We start from the raw sequence: 24,457 nt of genomic DNA on the forward strand, positions 1-24,457 counted from the left end.
ATTAATATGAATCAATTCAAAATTTCCTTAACACTTATACTAATTTTAGGCCTTTATTTTCAAGGATTTGGACAGGCTTTTTCACTGGAACAGCTGGAAAAATTCAACAAAATGGATATGCCAACATTTAAAGCTGAAATTAAAAAACTGAAATATTCCTATTATGATAAAACTGAAAGTTCAGAATTCAATTTATACGAATATGATAGTTCTGATTTTCAATATAAGATCGGAAAATTTGAGTATATAAATGAGAAATCAGCAGATCGGGTCGAGTTTCAGTTTAAAAATAAACGTGAATATGATCAATATCTAAAAACAATTACCAATTTGGGCTACAAAAAAACCGAAACAGGAAAAATTCCCGGAGGAGAAACTTTTGTAGACTATTTTAAAAATAAATCTCAAATAAGGTTCATCTTCCCACGGACAGGACAAGAAAACGAACCTTTTACCATATTAGTTTTTAAGTAAATTTGCTTGATGAGCAGTTTTATTTATCAATCCAGTCAATCAGATCCATCACTTCGGGATTTTGTCGAGAGTTTCTGGATGCTAGATAATCCGTCGGAAAATAAAGAAGTCATTCTTTTACCTGACGGAAGGATCGATCTGATCTTTTCTGAATCTTCAACAGAACCTTTTCATGTGGTTTTATTAGGAATCGGAACGCATCCTGAGCAGGTTATTATTGCAGAAAAAACTAAGATTTTTGCAGTTAGTTTTAATTTACTGGCAACGGAATATATTCTTCATCAAAGTGTTTCAGAATTATTAAATAATGCAAAAATTTTACCGTCTGATTATTGGGGCTTTACTATTGATGATCTACATGATTTTGAAAAGTTCTGCGAAAAAATTTCAGCTAAAATTAATACAGAACTTTCCACTCAAAAAACTGATGATAGAAAACTTAAATTATTTGATTTGATTTATGCTTCCAAAGGTTCATTATCGGTGAAAGAGCTTTCAGAGAAAGTAATTTGGAGCGAAAGACAAATCAACCGATATTTTAACCAGCAATTTGGAATTTCTTTGAAATCATATTGCGGAATTTTGCGTTTCAGAGCTTCTTTTCAGCATATCAAAGAAGGAAAATTATTTCCTGAAGAAAATTTTTCTGACCAGCCTCATTTTATTAAAGAGATCAAAAAGCTTTCGGGATTTCTTCCGAAAGAATTAAGTCAAAATAAAAACGACCGATTTATACAATTTTCCGTTCTGCCCAAAAAGTAATTTTGTACCATAAAATTTAAATTATGGTCATAAAAAATAAAAAAATAGCAATCGTTGGCGGAGGTCCCGGAGGATTAACATTAGCCAGGCTTTTACAATTGAAAAATGCTGCTGTAAAAGTATATGAAAGGGATGAAAATAAAGATGTTCGCGTACAAGGTGCAACATTGGATCTTCATGAAGAATCGGGACTTGAAGCACTTCGCAGAGCCGGTTTAATCGAAAAATTCAAAGAAAATTACCGCCCGGGGGCTGGAAAATTAAAAGTTTTAGATAAAAATTTAAATATTTATTTAGACGATCACACTTCCGAAAACTCTCACGATGAAGACCGCCCTGAAATCGACAGAGCACCGCTCAGAAAAATTTTGCTGGAATCTTTAGATCCTGAAACAGTGGTTTGGGACAGTCAGTTTGTTTCCATGGAAAAAGAAGGGGAAGGCTGGCTTCTTTATTTCAAAAATGGAAATTCTTATTACGCCGACATTGTGATAGCAGCAGATGGAGCCAATTCAAAAATCCGACCTTATCTTACGGATATTAAACCTATGTATTCCGGAGTTACAATAGTAGAAGGTAATATTTATAATGCTGAAATCAATGCTCCGAAACTTTGGAAACTGGTAAATGGCGGAAAGATTTTTGCTTTAGATCATAATCAGTCGTTACTTTTCAGCACAAAAGGTGACGGAACACTGACCTTTTATACCGGATGTAAAACTGACGAAAACTGGATAAAGGATTCCGGAATTGATTTTCATAATAAGCAAGAGGTTTTTGAGTGGTTTAAAAAAGAATTTTCGTCCTGGGATAAAACATGGCAGGAATTATTTGAAAGTAAAGAAATATCTATTATTCCGCGTGCCCAATACCACTTCCCTCTCGATCAATACTGGAAAACTTCATCTAATTTAACCTTATTGGGTGATGCCGCTCACAGAATGCCGCCTTATGCCGGAGAAGGAGTAAACATGGCCATGCAGGATGCTTACGAATTGGCTGAATGCCTCACGAACGACAGATTCAAAGATCTAAAATCCGCGATTTCAGAATATGAACAGAATATGCTGAAACGTTCATCTGAGATTACAGAAATCACTTTATTCAATACTGAAATGCTTCACGCACCGAATGCAATTGAAAATCTGCTGGAAATGTTTCAGGGAGAGGAAATCCAATAGTTCCTGGAATTTGAGATTAGATGTTTTGAGGTTGAGGTTAGAATGATATTAGGTTTCAGGCGGGAGCTTTGCTCCCGCCTGAAACTTTTTAGTGAAAATAATTTAAATATCAGGAAAATAACTAATTTAGTTTCTCTATTATAAAAACAAATGATTACAAATCTTAATCAACAATTAACAGATATCTGTAAAAAATTTAAACTCAGGGAAAAAACATTCGAAAGTTTTGAAGAGCTTTTTTCTGAAAATTCTGAAGAAAATAATGATCTTCTAAATGGATTTGATAAAAGTGAAATCAATCCGGTTTTTGATGGATATGAATTTAATATTCAACACTCATTTCTTTCCCCTACAATAGATACAAGGATCAGCCTCTATACTTCTGAAAGTTTAATTCCGATTGGATATTACAAATTACAAGTGAATTTTGATGGAGAAATCGTTGATGATTTTTTTGTTATTGAAAGAGAAAAACATTCAATTAATATAATAAACCATATTCAATATTTAAATAAAAACCTTCCGAACAGTTATTTAAGAAGAAATCACATTCAATACACCTTTGTTTCATACATTTCTTTAGTTGGCACTTTATTTATAAGTAAAAATTATGAAGGTTCCGGTCGTTTTATACATCGAGCTCATATAAATCTTACAGAAGTTGGTGAAGAAAATTTCGAAAAAGATTTCCTCAAAAAAGCTAAGAATTTTTTGAAAATGATGATGAATTATTTAATTGAAGAAAATTTAATTTCAGAAATATTGCAATCAGATTTTGAGAAATTCAATTCCAAAAAATAAAAACTAATGAATATTCAGGATATTTATCAAAACACCATAAAATTTGCAGCTCAACTGCATACCGATAAAAAACAAACCATTCCGGGGACCAATCTTCCGTATGTTGTTCATCTCAGCAATGTCGCCATGGAAATTCTGCTTGCTTCGGAAAAGTCAGAAAATTTCGACACAGAATTTGCTGTTCAACTGGCTTTGCTGCATGATACTTTGGAAGATACAGATGTGACTTCTGAACAACTTGAAAAGGCATTTGGAAAAAAAATCACTGAGGGAGTTTTAGCATTAACTAAAAATTCGGATCTCGAAAAATCTGAAAAAATGCAGGACAGCTTGAAAAGAATTAAGTTACAGCCAAAAGAAGTTTGGGCCGTAAAACTGGCAGACAGAATTACAAATCTACAAACTCCGCCGCATTTCTGGACTTCAGAAAAAATCAAAAAATATAAAGAAGAGGCTCAAACTATTCTTGAAGAACTCCGTGGTGGAAATGAATACCTGGAAAACAGATTGAAAGATAAAATTGAAACTTATAATCAGTAAAAAATGAATGCAACTTTTTTTGAAACTCAGGAAGATTTCAGAGACTGGTTTGAAAAAAATCACGCTACAGAAAAAGAACTGCTCGTAGGATTTTATAAAGTAGGAACAAAAAAAATATCCATGACCTGGCCGCAATCTGTAGATCAGGCATTATGTTTTGGATGGATCGACGGGATTAGAAAATCTATTGATCATGAAAGTTACAGCATCCGTTTTACGCCTCGAAAACCGACCAGTATCTGGAGCGCTATTAACATCAAAAAAGTTGAAGATCTTTCGAAAGCGGGATTAATGAAACCTGAAGGATTAAAAGCCTTTGAACTCAGAAAGGAAGAAAAATCTGCAATTTATTCTCATGAAAAAGAACCGGCAATGCTTGATCCTGCTTATGAAAAACAATTTAAAACCAATAAAAAAGCTTGGGAATTTTTTAATAACCAAGCGCCTTCTTATAAAAAGGTGATTTTGCATTGGATTACGAGTGCGAAACAGGAAAAAACGAGGTTGTCGAGGTTGGAGAAGACGATTATTGAAAGTGAATTAGGGAAAAGAGTTTTGTGATATGAAATATCTTCCATTAGTTTTAATCATATTTTCAATCACATCTTGTTCAAAACAAGAAAATATTTCTATACATCACTTTGAAATAGGAAAAGTAAAATTTAACTATCCTTCAGATTGGACATTTACAGAAATGGAAGGCATTGATACCTATATTTCTTATCTGTCAAAAAATGGTGATACCATTTGGATCGAATATGGAAGGTATAATCCTAAAATATATAAAAATCCGTTACAAAATAATCTTTTCAGACAAATTACAATTGATGGAAAAGAAGCTATTTTTGAAACCTCTAAAAACAAACAAGCTGGCCTTGCATCAGTTTATATTCCCAAAACAGATTCCACAAGCGGTTTATACATGTATAATAAAAAAGGAAATACTCAGGATGTTTTAGATATTTATAAGACGATTAAACTTGGAAAATCTATACGAAAGGAGTCGTTAATAATTAATCAATTTAAAGATAAAAAATCCCCACCAGGAATTGTTTTTTATGAAAACAACTGTTTAAGTTGCCATTCTGAATATCGATTTGAAATAGGTCCCCAACTTGATCAAAAGTTCATACAATCAAAAGGAAAATTATGGCTTAAAAATTACATTTATTCTAAAAAGCAATCTATGGAATATGGTATTCAATGTTCTCAAATCGAAAAACAAGATTCATCGTCCGTTAATCAAATGCTGAAATATTTATTTCAAAAATAGTTCTGTCCATTTTGTTTTTAATTTAAAATATTAAATGATAACTTTGAATTTCCCCATCAAAAAATAAGGGCTTACAATTAAATTATGAATACAGACGTACTAGATTTCTGGATAGGAAATTTCAACAGTGAGGAAGATTTTTATGAATTTGTAGAAGAGGATGAAAATTTCTATTTGGAAGAAGAATCTGATGAAAAATATGTTTCAAAATTTGCAGAATCTCAGGACACTATCTGGCTTGATCACGATTTTGTAGAATATGGTTTTGATGACAGAAATATTGGTCTTTATGAGAAGTTTTCAGAATATTCATTCGCAGAACAATGGCTTCCTATTTTAATCAACAGAATTAATGAGCTGAACCTGAATATGAATATCAACTCCATTATTTTTCTAAATAAGCAAGTTCCCAAACCTGTTTCTGTAGAAAATGATTTCTTTTCTCTGGTATATATCGGTGGTATTGAATACAGTGCCTAAAAAGTTTGAGATAATCTTTTAATTCTTTTAAAGGATTATCTTAAATTAAAAAAAGATAACCTATTTTAAATCAATTCGATGAGCAAATCTTTCAAAATTACCGGAGGAGCCCGAATCGGACGTGCTAATGCTACCTATCCTTTTGCAGATTTATATGTTGACGAAAACATCCTTAAAATCAATGCTTCACTGATTGGAAATCTTATTTTTCAGCCACAGGATATTATTAGCATTAAAGCTTATTCTTCACTTCCATTAATTGGGCAGGGGATTAAAATTGTTCATAAAGTATCCAACTATAATGAAAATATAATTTTCTGGACCATAAAAGATCCGAATATTGTCATTGATGAGATTCAAAATACCGGTTTTTTAGAAAAACGAAATTCAGTAGAAATAAAAAACGATCCTAAGATTATTACCTGGCAAAAGCAAGGCGGATTTCCTCTGAAACCTTTTCTGCCAATCACTTTTATTGTGATCTGGAATCTTTTATTTTTATATGATTTCCTGTCTCTTTTTAATGAAGGTTCAAAATCAAAGCCGTTTGGATTTGGAATTGCAGCAGCTTTGGGGTTACTTTTTTTGATCACTTTGCTTTTTCTGATGTCGGAAGGTTTCAGAAGTTTTATTTTAAAAGAAGGACGAGGCTTAAGTGACATTAAAAAAGCCGCATTATTTATTATGTTTTTAAGTTTGGTGATGTTCACCGCATTTTTAACTTTTGCTCTATCATAAATCATGAACATTTATTCCACATTACAAATCGGTGACTATCATCTTAATCATTGTGAAGATGCATTAGTAATTAAAAATATAGGTAGTGACCGCATCATAGCTGCTGTGATGGATGGCTGCTCTACAGCAATGGAAAGTCATTTCGCATCTACGTTAGTAGCAAAAATATTACGCAAAACTGCCATTGAAACCGGATATCGGGAACTGTATGAACCCGGTTCAGCTCATTTTGACCCAGACACTGAACTTAAAGCTATTCTTCAAAATGTCTTCACTGAGCTTAATTTAATTAAAAATCAGTTAATGCTTGACGAGAAAGAGCTGTTAACAACATTAATTATTGTTCTTTATCACAAAAAGGAAAAACAAGGTATTGTATTAACAGTCGGTGACGGTGTTATCTGCATTGATGGTGAAATTTATGATTATGATCGTGATAATAAACCGGATTACTTTGCCTTTCATCTAAAAGATAACTTTAATGACTGGTATGCCAGCCAAACTCAAAAACTATATTTCAATAATATTCATGATTTTTCAGTCGCAACCGATGGAATTTTCACATTAACCAGGCTTAAAAGCCTGGAACACGAAGAGAAAATTGATGTGTTCCATTATCTTCTCAAAGAACAATCCGGTCATGAAACGGATGAAATGCTCAATAAAAAAATGAAAAAACTGGAGAATCAATTTGGAATGAAGCCTACCGATGATCTGGCCATTATAAGAATAATAGAAAATATTTCATAAAAAAACTCCCACTACAAAAGCGGAAGTTGAGGTGTCAAAACCAAAAAAGATGCTCCTGTGTTAAAAGGGCACATGTTCTACTGTCAGTTTTTGTCCGTTTATTGTAATGGTATAGACAAAAGACTTGGGTGTCAGCGTAATAATATCTACGATTCTTGTGAAAATAATTTCGCCATTTCCATTTAAGTTTTTACCCACTAATATTCTACGCTTTCCATCGGCAGTAATAGACCAGTCTCCTATTGATCTTACAGAACCGTCGAAATTGGTAATGGTATAGGTTCCATCCATATTGTATTGTGCATTTCCTACGAACTGCATATTTTGATTGGTAACATCCTGCCCGTTGGCATCTTTCACCAAAGTGGTTTTCCACTTTACAGAAGCCAGGGTCTGGGAAGGTGTAGTCTCTGTGATATACTCCGTATGACTGTTGTCACAGGAAGTTACCATCGCTGAAATAGCCGAGAGACTAAGCACCAGCAGAAGTGCAATTTTCAGAATTCTCATTTGTGTTGTTTTTGTTATTGCAAACATAACATTTTTCTGTAAGGCATCAAACCTTGTTGAAAATCTGAAACTTATGGTAACAATTAAAATATTAAACATAAAAACATTATTCAGTTAATAATATACCAACAACAAAATAATAAACCTTTTAAAAACAAGAAAACTTTCGCATGACACGAAAGTTTTCAACAATTATTTTTTTGAAAATTTTAATATTATTTAATATTATTAACAAAAAATTAAAACTAAAAATTCTTAATTTATAAATTTAATGGGCTTCAAGCCAGTTATTTCCGACCCCTAATTCTACCAGCAGAGGAACCTGAGTTTCCAGTGCACTTTCCATTTCAGTTTTAATTAATTTTGAAGCGATTTCAATTTCATTAAGAGGAGATTCAAAGACCAATTCGTCATGAACCTGAAGCAGCATTTTTGTCTGAAGATTCTGATCTTCCAGCTGTTTCTGAATTTTGATCATTGCCATCTTTACCACATCGGCAGCACTTCCCTGAACAGGTGCATTTACCGCATTTCGTTCGGCATGACCTCTTACAACAAAATTATTGGAATTGATATCTTTTAAATGACGTTTTCTACCCAGAATAGTTTCTACGTAACCCATTTCACGGGCTTTGCTCACCTGTCCGGCCATATATTCCTTTAACTTCGGATAGGTTTCAAAATAGGCTTCGATCATTTGCTTGGCCTCAGTTCTCGAAAGCCCTGTCTGTTCTGCCAATGCAAAAGCTCCCTGTCCGTAAATGATTCCGAAATTTACTGTTTTGGCCTGGCTTCTCTGGGTTTTTGAAACTTCCTCCAAAGGAATTTTAAATAATTTGGCAGCGGTAGAAGCGTGAATATCCTCTCCATCCTGGAAAGCTTTAATCATATTATCTTCTCCTGAAATTTCAGCAATCAAACGAAGTTCAATCTGCGAATAATCCGCTGAAATAATCTTCTTTCCTTCTGCTGAAACAAAAGCTCCACGGATCTGCTGCCCTCTGAGCGTTCTGATCGGGATATTCTGTAAATTCGGGTTTACACTTGCCAGACGGCCTGTTGCCGCTGTAGTCTGCGAAAAATTGGTATGAACACGGTTATCTGTCTTTTCAATCTGTGAAGGCAGAGCATCCACATAGGTCGACTTTAACTTCTGATAGGTTCTGTATTCAAGAATATGTTGAATAATTTCGTGCTTTGAAGCTAATTTCTGAAGAACATCTTCTGAGGTCGCATACTGACCTGTTTTTGTTTTTTTGGCCTTCGGATCAAGCTGCATTTTATCAAACAGAATATCTCCCAACTGTCTTGGTGAGTTCATATTGAATTCTTCCCCTGAAAATTCAAATATTTTAGCTTCCAGTTTTCGTAAATCGTTATCAAGATCGATACTTTCCTGAGCCAGCCATTTTTCGTCAAGAGAAATTCCGGCTAATTCCATTTTAGCTAAAACTTCCATTAACGGCATTTCTATATTGAAAAATAAATCTTCAAGGTTTTCCTTTTTTAACTGAGGGGCAAAGAGCTCATACAGCTGGAACGTTACATCAGCATCTTCCGCAGCATAATCGGTCTGCGTTCTAAGATCAGCATCTCTGAAAGTTCCCTGATTTTTTCCTTTTTTACCGATTATTGTTTCAATGGAAACCGGTTTATAATTTAAATAAACTTCTGAAAGATAATCCATTCCGTGTCTTCCGTCAGGATTTAAAAGATAATGAGCGATCATCGTGTCAAACATGGCTCCTTTAACGGTAATTTGATAGCGCTGAAGAATTTTATAATCAAATTTAAGATTGTGGGCAATTTTCAGCAAATCTTCTTTTTCGAAAAAAGGTCTGAAAATCTCCAATATCTGTAGAACTTCACCCTGATCTTCCGGTAGAGGAATGTAATAAGCCAGTCCTTTTTTATAGGAAAAACTCATTCCCACCAATTCTGCTTCCAGCTCATTCAGGGAGGTTGTTTCTGTATCAAAACAAACCGCTTTCTGTTTTAACAAGTTATTGACCAGAACTTTCTGAGCTTTCGGGTTATCAACAAATTGATATAAATGATCATTGTGCTCAATTGTTGATTTTGAGGAAGTTGCCTGATCCAGTTCTTCATACGTTGCGAAAAGATCCAGCTGGCCAACTGCCTGCGCTACTTTTTGTTGAGGTGTTGTTTCCTCAACCGTGACTTCAACCTCAGCAACGACCGTCGTTGTGGTAACAGCTGGAGCAAAAGCACGGTAAAGGTTTTCGTATAATCTTGTAAATTCTATTTCTTCAAAAACTTTTTTGGCCTGCTCAAAATCAGGTGTCTCAAGATCGTATTGTTCCTGATGGAACTCAATTGGAACATCACATATAATCGTCGCTAATTTTTTAGATAAAATTCCAAGTTCGGCAGAAGCTTCAATTTTCTCCTTAATTTTTCCTTTCAGCTCATGAGTATTGGCTAAAAGATTTTCTATACTGCCATATTCTTTAAGAAATTTCATGGCTGTTTTTTCACCAACGCCCTGCAATCCGGGGATATTATCTACCGCATCCCCCATCATCGCTAAATAATCAATAACCTGTTTAGGGTCTTCGATTTCATATTTAGCTTTCACCTCTTCTACACCTAAAATTTCAATATCTCCACCTTTCAGACCTGGTTTATAGATTTTAATTTTATCTGTAACCAATTGTGCAAAATCTTTATCCGGAGTTACCATAAAAGTAGTATAACCTTCTTTTTCAGCTTTACACGCAATGGTTCCGATCACATCGTCCGCTTCATAGCCTTCAACCCCTAAATACGGGATGTGCATCGCTTCTAAAATTTTATGAATGTATGGAACAGCAATCTTAATAGCTTCAGGAGTCTCACTTCTGTTAGCCTTATAGTCTGCAAAATCATCGGTTCTTACACTCGCCTGTCCCACATCAAAAACAACAGCTAAATGGGTAGGTCTTTCTCTTCTGATCAATTCGATCAAAGAATTTGTAAAACCAAAAATAGCAGATGTGTCTAATCCTTTACTGGTAAGTCTAGGATTTCTGATCAATGCGTAATATCCCCTGAAAATCATCGCATAAGCATCGATGAGAAATAATCTTTTATCTTGAGTCGCGTCCATATTTTGTATAATGAACAAATATAAGAAAAAGAGTTCTTTTTTGTGTTGAAAGATATTCAGACTAAGAGAAAAGTCATTTAGAAACAGCTGCTTTAATTTTACAGTTTTTTAACTGTAAAATTAAAAAAGACCTCATTTCTGAGATCTTTTGAAAAATATAAACTGATGTTAATCTAATTCTGCTTTTGAAAATAAATCCTGGATTACCATTTCGTCGTCACAGGTTTTTTTGAAATCTGAAATAAATTCTTTCAAGCTCTCCGGTTTTTCAGAATAGGCGCAAAACATGTCGGCTTCAGGATCAAATTTAATATCATTGGCAAGATGCGGCTTCTTTTCGCTTATAAAAACTATTGCCAGCGAAGTCCAGTCGTAACCGTTGCCTTCAAAACCTTCATCTTTTCTCCATTCAAAAATATCAGGTTTGTAAGTTCCTGCATTTAAACAAACTGAAGAAGTTTTTTCGGAGGATACCCAGAAAAAGGGTTTAATCGTTGTTTCAAAATTGTAGGCTTCCATACTGTTTTTTATTAATTTTAATTGGATATTAAAGATAATAAATTTCTGTTTTGGAAAGTTTTTTATAACATATATTAACTTTTTAGTCTTCAATCGGAATTGCCATATCCTCTATACAATTTTTTAGAATTGTACTCATATAATTCCCTTTTTTTCTTGAAATACAAGCTGTTGCAAATGTAAGCGGTGCAATATATCTTTCACCTTTATAATCTGGGCTGGTAAGGACAGGCATCATATAATAAGCATTTGCCTTATCTTCAGTATCCATGAACCATTTTCCACCAATATATTTACGAAAAGTTTCTCCTATATAAATAATGAGTAAATCTAAAAGCTCCTGATTTTCTTTTAATTCAAATCGATCATTGAAAGTGTTGATAATCCAAGTTTCTAACTCATCTAATGATTTTATGGTGTTATCTAAATCCAAATTATTTTCCTGTGCAAAGTCTCCTGTGAATATATCCATTTTATCATCAATATGAAATATCCAATCTTGAAAATTTTCCTGTGTGTATGACATATAATAATTTTAACAATATGACCCAGTTCACTGCTTTATAAGTTCCACAAATATGTATTAGATTTTATTTAGAACATCATCTAAGGATTCTCTTCTGATATCGACCAGTCTCATTGGTGATAAAACCTCTATAGCATTTTTCTGATAGATTTCTTTAATGATATCAACCGACTGTTCAAAATTTGCAAACATCTGATGATTGACCAGATTAGTATTTATAATTTCTACTAAAATTCTGTCTTCATTTTCTTTGTAGAATTGTAATGTTTTTTCATGAACAGATATTCCAAATGAATTGTCTGTATATTTCATCACCTCTAAAAATAATTGATAACATTTTTCAAAATCATATGCGAGATTCTTTAATGTCAAATTATTAAAATTATCATTAAAAAAAATTGTAATCATTTAAACCGAGTATTCATTAATTAAATCAATAAGTTCCGGGAACTTCATGATGTACACTAAATCATATGGTGTCTTCCCTGCGCTGTTCGCTGATTTTAAATCAGCCTGGTTTTCCAAAAGGAGCTTTACAAGATCATACTCTCCTCTAGCATTAAAGATAGATGTCCATAATGCTGAATTTCCAAATTTATCTTTAATATCGATATCAGCTCCATTCTGGATAATAGATCTTGCAACTTTTAAATCATTTTTGTAAACAGCAATATAATGTAAAGCAATCTGTCCTTGATAATCTTGATTATTGACATTGATTCCTTTTTCAATTAAATAGAGAGCTATGTCGTCTTGCTTATTTTTAAGAGCTTCCTGCAAAAGAGACATATTATTTACATTTAATACATTTATATTTGATTCATTAATTGCTTCTTTTACAGCATCTAAATTACCATCTGTAATAATTTTGAATAGGTTTTCCATTAATTTTAGTTTTCAATCAGAGAAGTTTTTGTAAAGCTCTTATTCTATTTACCCATATCAATCTTCACCTGAGAATTATTTTGAGTTATAATTCTTATTTACATAAATTTCTATTAATCAGTAGAATATCATTTTTAAACTAGTCCTTAATTGGAATTGCCATATCCTCCATACAATTTTTTAGAATTGTGCTAATATAATTCCCTTTTTTTCTTGAAATACAAGCTGTTGCAAATGTAAGTGGTGCAATATATTTTTCACCTTTATAATCTGGGCTGGTAAGGACAGGCATCATATAATAAGCATTTGCTTTATCTTCAGTATCCATGAACCATTTACCACCAATATGTTTACGAAAAGTTTCACCTATATAAATAGTGAGTAAATCTAAAAGTTCCGGATTTTCTTTTAATTCAAATCGATCATTGAAAGTATTGATAATCCAAGATTCTAACTCATCTAATGATTTTATAGTGTAATTAAGATTTAAATTGTTCTTTTTTGCAAATTCTTCTATAAAAGAATCCATTTTATCATCAATATAAAATATCCAATCCTGAAAGTTTTCTTGTGTATATGACATATTTAATTATTTAAGGTTTATGTGAGACTGTAATTCCTGCTGCTTTTAATTCATCAAGTAGTGGTTGGCTTGCTCCTCCTTCAATTCTCCATTCAATATCCCAGCCCTTCCTTACTAACTCTTTATCTCTATTAATTTCGTACATAATTTCTTCTGTCCTTGAAAAATAGTTACCAGATTTAACCTCAACTCCCATTTTATTTTCAACATCTGCAATATCTAATCTTCGGTTAACAGTTTGTCCGTCTAAATCTACTTTTACCGTTACTTCACGTGTACCCCACCCAATCTGTTCATGGTAGGCATCTGCTGCCGCATTTCCTTTGTTAGCATTTTGAATGGCAACATCATATCTTTTACTCCAGTCATCATAATCCAATTCTCCTCCTCTTGCCTGATAATCTTCCCATCTTTGGGCTTTATGTTCAGGAGTTCCAGCTTCAAGTTTATACCCATTATGTACCAAAATTCCATCTTCGGTCACATAATAATTTTCATTTCCTTCAATATCAAAATTAAAAACTTTTTCGTAATGCGGCAATGTTTCTACACTTATTACTGTGGTATAATCACCTCCTTTCAAATGAAGCAGGTCACCTGCCTGTAATGCTCTGGCTTCAATCCATTCATCATTACAAAAAAAACGGTGTTCTGGGGTTACCTGTACAAACTCTCCTGTCGGCAATTCGATGGAAAGCATCTGTAAAGTAAATCTTTCGTGTTTTTTAAGAATCGGTTTAAACTCCTGTTCTTTTGTTAATTCATTATACGTAAGCACAAAATCTCCTTCAAAAAGATCTTCAATATTGGCTAAACCGTTCTGTGTATGCACTTTTGTTCCGGCCGGAAAACAGACCAGACTGGCTCCTTTCGCAGCAAAAACACTTAAAATTAAAGCAACACTGCTTTCTTTTAGTTTATCCAACGTATCCTGATCACTGCTCCATATGCTGTATTGCTCATAATAAGCGCCTCCGATTCCGAGTCCTCTCATAATTTTACAGAACATGGGTGCTTTCATAAAGCCTTTAAACGTAAACTGTTCTATTAATTCCGTTTTGGCTGTATTCACAAACTGCCTTCCGAATTCTCTTCCGAATGTTGCAGCTCCCTGCCTTGTGGCTAACGCTGAAACCCCTCCTGCAGCCGAAGTCGCACCTACCGTCATTCCACCCAGACCTCTTCCTGCCAGAAAACCAAATGCAAAATTGGCAACATGTCCCAAATTTGTCAGTGCAGCACTTCCCCAGGCTTCCCAGACCGTTTCTTTTGGGGTGATGGTTCCCCCTTCAGCAGGACACATCATAACTGAGGATAAAGAGAGTGCTTTTTTCCCCTGAATTTCTAACACAGGAGATTGGTTTGTCCAGACTCTCTGAACAGCAGCTGCTTTACATTTAAAATACCCTATGGCTACAGCCGCAATAAGGGCTGCCGCAATAATGGCAGCAACCAGCCATCCCGGCCCCGGAATACAACAGCAGACTCCGGCGACTGCTCCTGCCATAAAAGCAACGCTTCCCAGACACAGAAAATTATTGTCTTTTAAAGTATCTTTTTCTGTAGCTGCCAGATGGCCACTCATGTACGTCATTTTCTGGCTCGTTACTTTCATCTGTTTGGGAGCCATCCCTTTGGTACAAACCAGATAATGTTTTTCGGTAAGATACTGTTCTTCCATAATCTTATTCTTCCAAGGTTAATTGAAGGTATGAATGGTTGTAGTAAAACTCTCCCAATTCTTCGGTAATGGTAAAATCAGACTCTAATAATGTGATATTATCATAGATATACTTCCCGGTCATTTTATATTCGGGGTGCATATAATTATCTTTCGCAAAAGTTCTCAGGCGCTCAATAACTTTATTGTCGCGAACCATTTTTCCTTCATAATTTCGTTCTGTTGTTCCGTCTTCCAACTCATTTTCTTTTAGGTTGATATTAACGGGAATGACAATTCCGGCTCCGAACCTGTCCATTTCATTTTTCTTGATATATTTTGTTCCTCCGTTTTCTACGCTTTGCCTGAAAATGAAAAAATACTGGTGTAAAAAATGAATAAAGCGGATGTTCTTGATTTCCATTTCTTCATTGCTCAATTCAAATTCTTTGGCACGGATCACTTCATAGGATTCCAGCGGGTGAGCATTTGTAAGCCATTCTTTTACTTTCTGCCATTGATTACGGATTTCGTCTCTGTTAAAGATCTTTTCGATAACTCCTTCTGCATTGATTCCCAATTCTATTTCTTTGTAAATACTGCAGATCCTGTTGGTCATTTCAGCAATCTGAGTCATAATAGGATCTTCATAATCATCCAGCTCATATAATGTTTCTACGATGTTGAAACGATACAGCCCGTCTTCAAGACCTTTATAAGTCACCTCATTTTTAATCCTGATTTTGTAATCGCTTTTTACACTGTGAACTTTTGTAGTTCCTACAATTTCTGTATTATATTTAAAGGTTTTGTCCTTTTCCATTCTGTGTTTTACGTATTGATTTTCACTTTCGGACCGCCAATATTCACTTCTGTTTTACCGGCGATATTAGTTTTTTTACTTCCTATATTAAATTCACTGGAACCTGAAGCCGTAATTTTTTCCGTGGCATCCATAATGATTTCTTTACCATTGATGGTAATCTTTCCGTCTTTATTAATAACTATCGTGCTGGCACCGACTACAATTTTGAATTCTGTATTAGCGGTAAGAGAGACATTTCCTGCCTTATCCATCTGAAGAATTGAGGCATCTCCCACATTGATCATACTGGTATTTCCGGCTTTTACGGTATTGTTATTTCCTACGGTTACGGTTTTATCGTTATTGGCATTGGTCGTAGCATTTCCTGCACCATCAAATTTCATATTGGCACCACCCTGATCGGTAAGAAATACGGAACCCGCTCCATCATCCAATTCCAGTTTATTTCCGCTTCGGCTGCTTAAGCTTTTAATATTATTTCCAGCCCCACCTCCTGCACCAATTCCGCCATGAAACATTCCGCCCATTACAAAAGGACGATCAGGATGCTGATGAACAAAATTGACAATCACCTGGTCTCCAACTTCCGGAATTGCCATAAATCCGCGGTTTTTATTCACCTTATCACTGCTTCCGGCATCAGGAGTCATTACCCTGATAAATTCTGTCGTTGTTGAACCATTCTGCCAGTCAAACTGCACCTGTACACGACCCTGATTCATAGGATCTGTGTTTGACATAACTTTTGCAAACTGAGATTCAGCTCTTGGCTGCTCAAATTCAGGACGCGGAATAAATCCGGTATCTGAAGCAATAGCTTCAAATGTTCCGTCATAATAACCTCTTGCATCGACTTCATGCGTCACCTCAATGATCATTAATTTGGTGAAATAAGACGTTTCGTTAGTCTCTGTTTTACGCATTTCAATATCAGCTACACATCCCGGATATAAAAACGGAACTGTAGTCGTAGCAGATGTTACAAATACATCAGCCGCTTTGCTTCCTGCTGTTCCTTTTTGGGAAGCGTCAATATCCATAAATGAAGATGCCTTAATGGGGGCAACCCTTAAAGATGGAGTCTGAAATGTTTTTTCTGAGATTTCGTACGCTCTTTTTGCGATATCTGAAGTATGGTTTATTTTTGAATTTCCGGTGGTGAGTTTTTCGTTCTTACTGCTGTTATAACCATAAAAAGTAGGGTTAACATGCTGGGCTTTCATTTTGATCTTTACATCATTCACACTGCTTCCGTAGGTAAGCCTTACCGGTTTTTCCTGAGGCGGAAGTTTTCCGAAATGGAGCACCTCCCCATCATAATAAAACTGCTCACCATACGCTTCAGCTATTCTTGCCAGATAATTATAGTGCGTCTCTTCATACTGCGAACTGTAAGAAACATTTCCGTGTTGAGAATCTACACGGAAATCGAATTTATTTTGCCCCAGGCCTTCTTTTATAACCTGGTCGGCAATGCTGTTTAAGCTGATTTCCTGTGCTCCTCCAAAACTCTGAATATGGGGAGCTGCATCTAAAAGAACCGTTGGACTGAAACCTGTAAGTACAATATTTCCTAAGCTTCCTTTTTCCTGACTGAAACCTACTTCAGTGATAACACCTACAAAATTTCTTTCGGGGCCGTCTTCCACATCTTTATATTTAAAAACTACGGTAATTCTTTTTCCCAGAAAGTTCTGAGCTTCTTCAAGATTATGATTTTCAGCATTTCCCAAACTGTCGTACGCCAACATGAGGCTGAATTCATGATGTTTCACGGCGCTTTGGGTGAGTTTAAAATGCTTAAAGTGTTTTATTGTTTTTCCTTCAATTACTATTTCGAGCTTTACCACCCGATTGATCCCCATAATCTGGTTTTCCGGAATCGCAGCAGCATTATGTATTTTGGAAGTAGGCTGTTTAGACCAAACTTTATCTTCTGTGATTGAAGGATTATTGTTTCCGGTAAGCTGATTCATAAACATATTAGGTGCATTCTGAGCAACTCCTGAATAGATCTGCTGAGCTTTAGCAACTTTTTGAGTTGTTTTCTGCACTGCTCCGTTTACCTTCTGCAATTTTTCTTCGGCTGCTTTCGCAACTTCTTCTTTAGCCACATTCTGTACATTCTTCAGAGAGTCATTGACAGAATCGGGACTTTGTATTTTTGTTGATTTTTTATCCTGAAACATGGTGCCTTGTGTTTTGTTTTTTTATGATATAAGATTAACTACTTAAAGCGTATATCGAACCAAAATATTTTCAATTAATACCAAGAATCAATTGAAAATTATTTCTAATAAAAAATGAAAGAAGAATATTTAATTTAGTAACAATTCAATATCCAATAATTTTATTTCATTATTCCAACAAAGAAAAAAACAGAATAGTTTACCCGCAATGAGTCCACTATTCTGTACCAATTTTATTTTTACTAAGATGATTGATTTAATTATTTATTTCCGTCACCTCCAGGCCATACCCCTTCGTAAGCAGAATTACCATAATCGATCTTTTCAGCACTTACGATGAAGCTGATCAGCATGCTGTTTTCATCTACGGCGTCGAAGTCTACTTCGTGCTGGATAACATATCCGTTATTCCATGTTAAAGTGATCAGAGTACCTTCTTCGTGTGATTTGTTGAACGTGATTTCACCTGTTGTAGGCTTATACTTTCCGTTCAATAAGCTTTCTAAGATGTCTGATTTTTCAGTAGCTTCTACTGTAACTTTGATTAGTGCGTTGGAAGGATCTGATGCTACTCTACCTGATACGTCTGTAGATCTTGATACGCTGTAGTTAAGCTTTAATAGTTTTTGACCTTCGCCTCCGTTGAATTTTAAAATTCCTCTAGAATTTGCTGCCATGATTTGTAAATTTTAATCGTTAATATTTTGTGATTTGGTGATTGTGTTTAGCAAAGATATACCCCTTTGATGTGAAATGAAAGTTTTTTAATTGCAATTTAAATTTTTGTAGTAATTCTACGATTTGGTGTAGTAATTCTACGACATCGGGATATAATGGTTAAAATATTTAATTGAAAAACAAACAATTATGAACAATAAAAATATAAAAAATTTAATTATAATCCACACCAAAAAGGGAAATATTATGATTTTTTAACAGAATTTCCATCAAAAAAAACAATATTTTCAGTACTAAAATAAAAAACAATGACAACATTTCTGCTGTCATTGTTTTTTTAAACTGAGGATATTTTACTGGTAAGAATCTTTAAACGTAAAATTACTTTTATAGATTCTTGTACTGTCAATTTTTACAGGATCATCATCAAGAAGAATCTCACATGAATTATTATCGGGTGAGATTTTTATATTTAATTTAAAATTCTTACCCGCTTTTTTGAATTGATTATTGAGTTTTTCCCAATTAAAAAATGCTCTTCCTTCAAAAGCTTCACCTTTTCCGGTTTCCCAGAAGAAGGTAATTTCTTTGGGAATCGCTCTTTCTTTAGATGCCGGATTTTCTACCCAGGGACGAAGCATTACTTCCCGTTCTCCATTATAGTATTCGGTTTGAATATTAAAAATTTTAAAACCTTTATTTTCAGAATGAACCACTGGAGCCCAATCGTAACGGGTTCTGTAATTATCCCAAAGCTCCGGAGAAGCATTGCTTATAAACATATCTTTTTTAATACTCTCTCTTGTCTGAGAAATTTTTGAAAAAAGCTGATCTGCATATTTTTTATCATCTTTCACTACCTCTGCCTGAAACCTGCCCAGCTCTTTTTGTACATATCCGAACCGAAGCCAGACAACAACCATTCCTTTCGGTGCAAATCCAAGGACCAGATCTCCTAACTTTTTGTAAGCACCACAATATTTTTCTTTATCGGTGTACACAAATTCTTTTAATACACCACAGTCAGTATCCTCTTCATCAGCATAAGCCCTTCGAACCATATCTTTGATTTCATTTTCAGGAAAATTGGTCTTCAGGTGATAAAAAGTATCTTCATATCTTGAAAAATAGACAATATCAACCCCTTTTGGAGTTCCTGTTCTTTCTGTAAAAGTTTTCCCGGAATCCCCCCAGCTTCCTGACGAACTTCCATAAGGCAGACTTGAATCATTTCCTTCGAATGTAATAATCTTATCCTCAACAGGAGTGATTAAATAAGCATTATCGGGATGCGAAATTTCTACATTATAAACGGGTACAGATTCTTTTTTAGACATAGATTCTTTTTTTGTTTGCTGACAGCTGATAAGCTGCGATAATCCCAGCAGGCAGGTTAATATTTTGATTTTCAAATTCATATTTTTTATCCGGGAATGATGTATCTTTTCCTTTTATCTGCGGTAGCTACGCTGGTTATATTCGGTCCCATTCCTGTGGAAGCAATATTTACCGACCAATGGAAAAATCCGTTCCTTAGTTTTTTTAATAATTCTTCATCAATACTTGAAAGGTAAGATAATGCTTTTACCTCTTTAATATATTGTGACACCGAAACTTTCTCCCCTTTATTGCTTTTTGCAACATAGCCATTTCTGATCTGGTTACACTGGTTCATATACGAAGCCAGCTGATTAAAAGCATTCTGAATATCCGGATTTGTAATCTCATGATCCTTTACAAGGCCATCAACATACTCCACTTCAAACGATTTTGAATAATGAAACATTTGTTTTAAAGGTATTTTATCATAATGATTGGATAAGTTTCTGACTCCTCTCAATTCATATACCGTACTGTAATTGTATCCGAGAAATGTTTTTTCTATTTCATAAATCTTTAACTGTCCGGTTGAAAACCAGCCTTCATCTTCCAAAATCTTTTTCATTTCCTCACATTCTGATTTACTGCCTTTAAAAAGATTTGATTTTTCCTCGTAATCATCTTTATAAGAACCTCCAATATCGGAATGAACTCCCGGCAGCGTAAATTCAAGCCCGTTAATGCCTGTGCTTCCAATATCAGTGAGACTGAAATTGTCTCTGTATTCATTATCTGAAGCAATCTGCAGTACAAATCTAGCCTGTCTTACTGCATTTAAACCTAGTTCTTCAGCATCACTATCGATGACACTCAACGGACCGACTTTAAAGCCTCTGTGATTCATCCCAAATGAGGCTACTGTATCATAAAGTCCTATAAAATTGAAAACAACCCGCTTTACTTTAATTTTATTTTTCAGAAGGCACGCTCCAAAATATCCATAACTCTGCAGAAAAGTGTGTTTTCTGTCTTCAGCAGTAATTTCGATATTTTGTTCATTATGAGATCCTGCATCTTTTTCCTGCTTCGACTGCTCAAACCATCGGTGGGCATAGACGTAATATTTATTGGTATCTTCATCCAGAACTACTCTCGCAGAGGATGTGGCAACATGTACAAAATGTCTGGCAGCCGCAGCTCCACGACTGAATCCGTAAACATTGATCCTTAAAATATCAATTTCTTTTCCTTTAAATTTTTTGGCAATAGCTTCTGCTCCGGTCTTGCATCCTTTGGTCACCTTTGCTTCAACTCCCCTCTCTCCCTGTCCTAAGGGAGAACCTACATTATTAGGATAATCGTTGAACCACTTCATGGTATCTCTGCTGCCATCCACTGTTCCTATCCCTTCGATATAAACAGTGACCTGTTTTGCAGCACTCGTATTAATGGCGTCATATCCTCTTGCCACATTGCTGAAATCATTGGCATAACTGTCGCTACCGTTGGAAGAGGCATTTTTTTCACCAAGATCTGTATTCGTCTTATTATTTTGGGTTCCGTCAAAAAAAAGATTAAGGTTTACATCAATGGTATTAACAGGCTTATCATTAGGATTTACCTTTTCTGCTTTATTGTAGCTTACGCCATTACTGTTTCCCTTTTGCTCTACAGCGACTCCACTATTATGATCAATACCTTCTTTAGCATAGATTTTGTAATTCCCGCCTGTCTGAGTAGTGGTTTTACCTTCTACAAAATATTCGATGCTCATTTTTAGTGATTTTTAGATTTCTCCCCACTATTGTTCTGAACTTCTTTTTCTGCGTGATGTTCAACTTTTCCCTGACTGTTTACTTCAACACCTTTAAGGCTTGTTAATTTATGTTCCTTTTCACCATATACCTCCATATCTCCTTTTACATAATGGCTCATTTTTCCGACAACATTCGTCATAAAATCAGCGCCGGTAGTAAGATATTTCATCGATCCTACACTTTCGGTATGGTTTGCAATGATGGTATCGGATTTATTCATTCCGACATTGGTCGTCATATTCATTCCGACGTTGATGTTCATATTTTTACAATTCAGAGTCATGGTTTCAGGAGCAGTAATGGTAATATTGCTTCCTGTCGTATCCAAATGAATTTCGTTTCCGGATTTATCGGTAATGATGATGCTTTCATCTTCAGTAAAGACTACTCTGTGACCACTTCGGGTCTGGATAGATTTTACCCTGTTATTTGCTCCGCCTCCAAGACCAACTCCTCCATGGAACATACCTCCCATTACAAAAGGTCTGTCGGGGTGACTGTGAACAAAATTCACCATCACCTGATCCCCCACTTCCGGAATCGCCACATAACCTCTGTTTTGGCTGATCTGATCTGTTCCTCCTGCATCAGGGCTCATCATTCTGATAAAATGAGTGGTATCACTATTTTGCCAGTCAAATCTTACCTGAACCCTTCCCTGTCCTGCAGGATCAGCGTTGGAGATAACCGTGGCAATCTGAGGTTCCGCTTTCGGAATTTTAAACTCCGGTTTCGGTAAAAATCCAGTATCAGAAGCTATTCCTTCAAAACTTCCGGAATAATGCCCTATCGTATCAATCTCATGGACTGCTTCTGTGATCATAATTTTAGTGAAATAATCACTTTCATTAGTATCAATTTTTCTCATCTGAATATCCACAATACAGCCCGGATGTAAAAATGGAACCGTGGTGTTTCCAGATAGAGAAAAAACATTCACCGCTTCGCTTCCGGAGGCGCTTTTCTGAGAATATTCCACATCAAGATGCGTTGTCGCTTTAATGGGAGCAACCTGTAAAGCCGGAGTCTTATAAATTTTGTCGTTATGGGAATATGCTGTCTTTGCTAAATCACTTACATGCTGAACAGGTGTTTCTCCGGAAGTCAGTTTTTCATTTTTATTGCTGTTATATCCGTAGAACTGAGGCTTTGTGTGCACTGCCTTCAATTCAACTTTAATGTCATTCGCACTGCTTCCGTAAGTAAGTGTTATCGGTTTATTCTGAGCCGGAAGCTTTCCGAAATGCAGAACTTCACCGTCGTAGTAGAACTGTTCACCATATGCTTCAGCCATTCTGGCCAGATAATTATAGTGGGTCTCATCATATTGACTGCTGTAGATAATCTGAGAATAGTCATTCGTATCAATTCTTACATCAAAACGGCTTTTATCAATTCCCTGTTTAATCACTTCCTCTGCAATAATTCCCATATTGACAGGCTGCCCGCCTCCAAAACTCTGGATATGAGGAGCTCCGTCCAATAAAATTGTCGGGCTGTATCCTGACAGAACAATATTACCCAGACTCATTCTTTCCTGGCTGAACCCAACACCTGTGATAACTCCCACAAAAGTTCTTTCAGGACTGTCATCGATATCTTTATAAGAAATTACGGCTGTAAGACGTTTTCCCAGAAATTTATTGGCTTCCTCCAGGGTATGGGTCTGGCGGTCGCCAAGGGTATCATGAGCCAGCGTAAGGGTAAACTCATGATGGCGTTTTGAGCTTTGTTTTAACTTAAAATGCTTGTAGTACTTGATCACCTTACCTTCGATGACCAAAGATAATTTCACCAGCCTGTTGATGCCTGCGTGGTGATTTTCCGACACTCCGTCTGCATTTTGTGATGGACGGAATGAAGGGCTTTTTAGTATATTTTGTGATTCTGTTTTCATATTACCTTGTGTTTGGATCGATTAAACATTATCGCTTAGTGTTAATATTATTTGGTGTTGTTTGGTATTATTTTACTCCTTCTTTGATCGATCGGGAGAGAATTTTTGTTTTTCTTAATAAAAAATCCGGCATTAAATCTGTCGGTAGATAAAGAGTACTTTCTCCTTTATTCTGAAGTTCTTCATTGATTCCGGGATTCCAGGAAAGCAGTTTTTCTTCATCTACTTTAAGTTCGTCAGCGATCACTTTTAAATTGAACCCCGCATTAATTTCGGTTTCAGACAAATCACCGTTGTTGATTTTACTTCCTCCGTTAACAAAGAAAACGGTATTCATCCTTGAAGAATTATAGTTGCTTAAAACACTTTGTAATTCCCCTGTTGCATAACATGCATTCAGATATTTTTTAACGTGATTAATGGTTTCTGCAGGAAGATATTTGTAAAAAACATGATACTGTGAAGATCCTGCTGTCTGCATCGCTTTAGCAACATTTCCTTCACCGCAGTTATAAGCGGCTACTACTGTGACCCAGTTATTGTACTTCTTGTAAAGATTGGCCAGAGACACAGCTGCCGTTTTGGTGCTTTTATATAAATCATTACGATCCTGCTCTGATAAACCATATTGGTTGGCATGAGAAGTCATAAACTGCCAGACGCCTACTGCTCCGGCTCCTGAAGTGATATTCCTGTTGAAATGCGATTCAATTAATGCTAAATTCCTGAGGTGTCTCGGCAATCCTCTTTCGGAGAGTGAATATTCAATAAACTCAACGATTTCTTTATTGGAATTAATGATCGCTTTATATCTTTTCACACTATTTTCTGACGTATCCGATGCAGAAAGAAACTGCCCGCTTACCAGCTGAGAAGTCAGTATTATAAGTATGGGTAAGATATTTTTGAGATTTGGTTTCATTGTTTTTTATTTTTTGA

At 35.3% G+C, this 24,457-nt stretch carries 25 protein-coding genes; 10 read left to right on the top strand and 15 right to left on the bottom strand.

The window, feature by feature from the left end:
- Positions 1-6: 6 nt before the first annotated feature.
- The 10 genes from M2373_RS05460 (at position 7) to M2373_RS05505 (ending at position 6,999) form a co-directional block, all read left to right on the top strand.
- The gene (locus M2373_RS05460) at positions 7-474 is read left to right on the top strand and encodes a hypothetical protein (RefSeq protein WP_259108427.1); all 468 of its coding nucleotides are present in this window, start codon (positions 7-9) and stop codon (positions 472-474) included.
- Between the two features lie 9 nt (positions 475-483).
- Positions 484-1,236 (top strand): AraC family transcriptional regulator, encoded by a 753-nt coding sequence (locus M2373_RS05465; protein ID WP_259108429.1) that lies wholly within the window; start codon positions 484-486, stop codon positions 1,234-1,236.
- Between the two features lie 23 nt (positions 1,237-1,259).
- Entirely contained in the window at positions 1,260-2,417 is a 1,158-nt protein-coding gene (locus M2373_RS05470; protein WP_259108432.1) for an NAD(P)/FAD-dependent oxidoreductase, read from the top strand.
- Between the two features lie 150 nt (positions 2,418-2,567).
- The gene (locus M2373_RS05475; protein WP_259108434.1) at positions 2,568-3,218 is read left to right on the top strand and encodes a hypothetical protein; all 651 of its coding nucleotides are present in this window, start codon (positions 2,568-2,570) and stop codon (positions 3,216-3,218) included.
- 6 nt (positions 3,219-3,224) lie between these two features.
- Positions 3,225-3,758, top strand: a complete 534-nt coding sequence (locus M2373_RS05480; RefSeq protein ID WP_259108436.1) for an HD domain-containing protein — start codon at positions 3,225-3,227, stop codon at positions 3,756-3,758.
- Positions 3,759-3,761: 3 nt separating this feature from the next.
- Positions 3,762-4,319 carry a YdeI family protein gene (locus M2373_RS05485; RefSeq protein WP_259108438.1) on the top strand — a complete coding sequence of 186 codons (558 nt, stop codon included), beginning with the start codon at positions 3,762-3,764 and terminating at the stop codon, positions 4,317-4,319.
- A gap of 1 nt (position 4,320) precedes the next feature.
- On the top strand, positions 4,321-5,031 hold the full coding sequence (locus M2373_RS05490; protein WP_259108440.1) for a hypothetical protein: 711 nt from the start codon (positions 4,321-4,323) through the stop codon (positions 5,029-5,031).
- An 84-nt stretch (positions 5,032-5,115) separates the two neighbouring features.
- Positions 5,116-5,511 carry an immunity 22 family protein gene (locus M2373_RS05495; protein WP_259108442.1) on the top strand — a complete coding sequence of 132 codons (396 nt, stop codon included), beginning with the start codon at positions 5,116-5,118 and terminating at the stop codon, positions 5,509-5,511.
- A gap of 78 nt (positions 5,512-5,589) precedes the next feature.
- A complete protein-coding gene (locus M2373_RS05500) occupies positions 5,590-6,249 on the top strand; it encodes a hypothetical protein (RefSeq protein ID WP_259108444.1) in 660 nt (219 codons plus the stop codon).
- A gap of 3 nt (positions 6,250-6,252) precedes the next feature.
- Positions 6,253-6,999, top strand: coding sequence for a protein phosphatase 2C domain-containing protein (locus tag M2373_RS05505; RefSeq protein ID WP_259108446.1), 747 nt, complete (start codon positions 6,253-6,255; stop codon positions 6,997-6,999).
- Between the two features lie 60 nt (positions 7,000-7,059).
- Here M2373_RS05505 and M2373_RS05510 read toward each other — a convergent pair whose 3' ends face one another.
- The 15 genes from M2373_RS05510 to M2373_RS05580 form a co-directional block, all read right to left on the bottom strand.
- Entirely contained in the window at positions 7,060-7,509 is a 450-nt protein-coding gene (locus M2373_RS05510) for a DUF4822 domain-containing protein (RefSeq protein ID WP_259108448.1), read from the bottom strand.
- A 268-nt stretch (positions 7,510-7,777) separates the two neighbouring features.
- A complete protein-coding gene (gene polA, locus M2373_RS05515) occupies positions 7,778-10,618 on the bottom strand; it encodes a DNA polymerase I (protein ID WP_259108450.1) in 2,841 nt (946 codons plus the stop codon).
- 168 nt (positions 10,619-10,786) lie between these two features.
- The gene (locus tag M2373_RS05520; protein ID WP_259108452.1) at positions 10,787-11,137 is read right to left on the bottom strand and encodes an immunity 51 family protein; all 351 of its coding nucleotides are present in this window, start codon (positions 11,135-11,137) and stop codon (positions 10,787-10,789) included.
- An 82-nt stretch (positions 11,138-11,219) separates the two neighbouring features.
- The gene (locus tag M2373_RS05525; protein WP_259108454.1) at positions 11,220-11,663 is read right to left on the bottom strand and encodes a hypothetical protein; all 444 of its coding nucleotides are present in this window, start codon (positions 11,661-11,663) and stop codon (positions 11,220-11,222) included.
- Positions 11,664-11,720: 57 nt separating this feature from the next.
- Positions 11,721-12,071, bottom strand: coding sequence for a hypothetical protein (locus M2373_RS05530; RefSeq protein ID WP_259108456.1), 351 nt, complete (start codon positions 12,069-12,071; stop codon positions 11,721-11,723).
- Positions 12,072-12,548 carry an ankyrin repeat domain-containing protein gene (locus M2373_RS05535; protein WP_259108458.1) on the bottom strand — a complete coding sequence of 159 codons (477 nt, stop codon included), beginning with the start codon at positions 12,546-12,548 and terminating at the stop codon, positions 12,072-12,074.
- Positions 12,549-12,687: 139 nt separating this feature from the next.
- The gene (locus tag M2373_RS05540; protein ID WP_259108460.1) at positions 12,688-13,131 is read right to left on the bottom strand and encodes a hypothetical protein; all 444 of its coding nucleotides are present in this window, start codon (positions 13,129-13,131) and stop codon (positions 12,688-12,690) included.
- A gap of 10 nt (positions 13,132-13,141) precedes the next feature.
- The gene (locus M2373_RS05545) at positions 13,142-14,812 is read right to left on the bottom strand and encodes a polymorphic toxin-type HINT domain-containing protein (protein WP_259108462.1); all 1,671 of its coding nucleotides are present in this window, start codon (positions 14,810-14,812) and stop codon (positions 13,142-13,144) included.
- A 4-nt stretch (positions 14,813-14,816) separates the two neighbouring features.
- Positions 14,817-15,614, bottom strand: a complete 798-nt coding sequence (locus tag M2373_RS05550; RefSeq protein WP_259108464.1) for a hypothetical protein — start codon at positions 15,612-15,614, stop codon at positions 14,817-14,819.
- 8 nt (positions 15,615-15,622) lie between these two features.
- On the bottom strand, positions 15,623-17,806 hold the full coding sequence (locus tag M2373_RS05555) for a type VI secretion system Vgr family protein (RefSeq protein WP_259108467.1): 2,184 nt from the start codon (positions 17,804-17,806) through the stop codon (positions 15,623-15,625).
- Positions 17,807-18,066: 260 nt separating this feature from the next.
- Entirely contained in the window at positions 18,067-18,483 is a 417-nt protein-coding gene (gene tssD / locus M2373_RS05560) for a type VI secretion system tube protein TssD (protein WP_259108470.1), read from the bottom strand.
- A gap of 354 nt (positions 18,484-18,837) precedes the next feature.
- Positions 18,838-19,902, bottom strand: a complete 1,065-nt coding sequence (locus M2373_RS05565) for a DUF2931 family protein (RefSeq protein WP_259108472.1) — start codon at positions 19,900-19,902, stop codon at positions 18,838-18,840.
- Between the two features lie 5 nt (positions 19,903-19,907).
- Entirely contained in the window at positions 19,908-21,578 is a 1,671-nt protein-coding gene (locus tag M2373_RS05570) for a DUF2235 domain-containing protein (protein ID WP_259108475.1), read from the bottom strand.
- A 2-nt stretch (positions 21,579-21,580) separates the two neighbouring features.
- Positions 21,581-23,518: a type VI secretion system Vgr family protein gene (locus tag M2373_RS05575; protein ID WP_259108477.1), complete on the bottom strand. Its 1,938-nt coding sequence runs from the start codon at positions 23,516-23,518 to the stop codon at positions 21,581-21,583.
- Positions 23,519-23,585: 67 nt separating this feature from the next.
- Complete coding sequence (locus M2373_RS05580) at positions 23,586-24,440, bottom strand: lytic transglycosylase domain-containing protein (RefSeq protein WP_259108480.1); 855 nt, start codon at positions 24,438-24,440, stop codon at positions 23,586-23,588.
- Positions 24,441-24,457: the final 17 nt, after the last annotated feature.

This window comes from Chryseobacterium sp. JUb7, from assembly GCF_024806495.1.
In the GTDB taxonomy this organism is placed as follows: Bacteria; Bacteroidota; Bacteroidia; order Flavobacteriales; family Weeksellaceae; genus Chryseobacterium.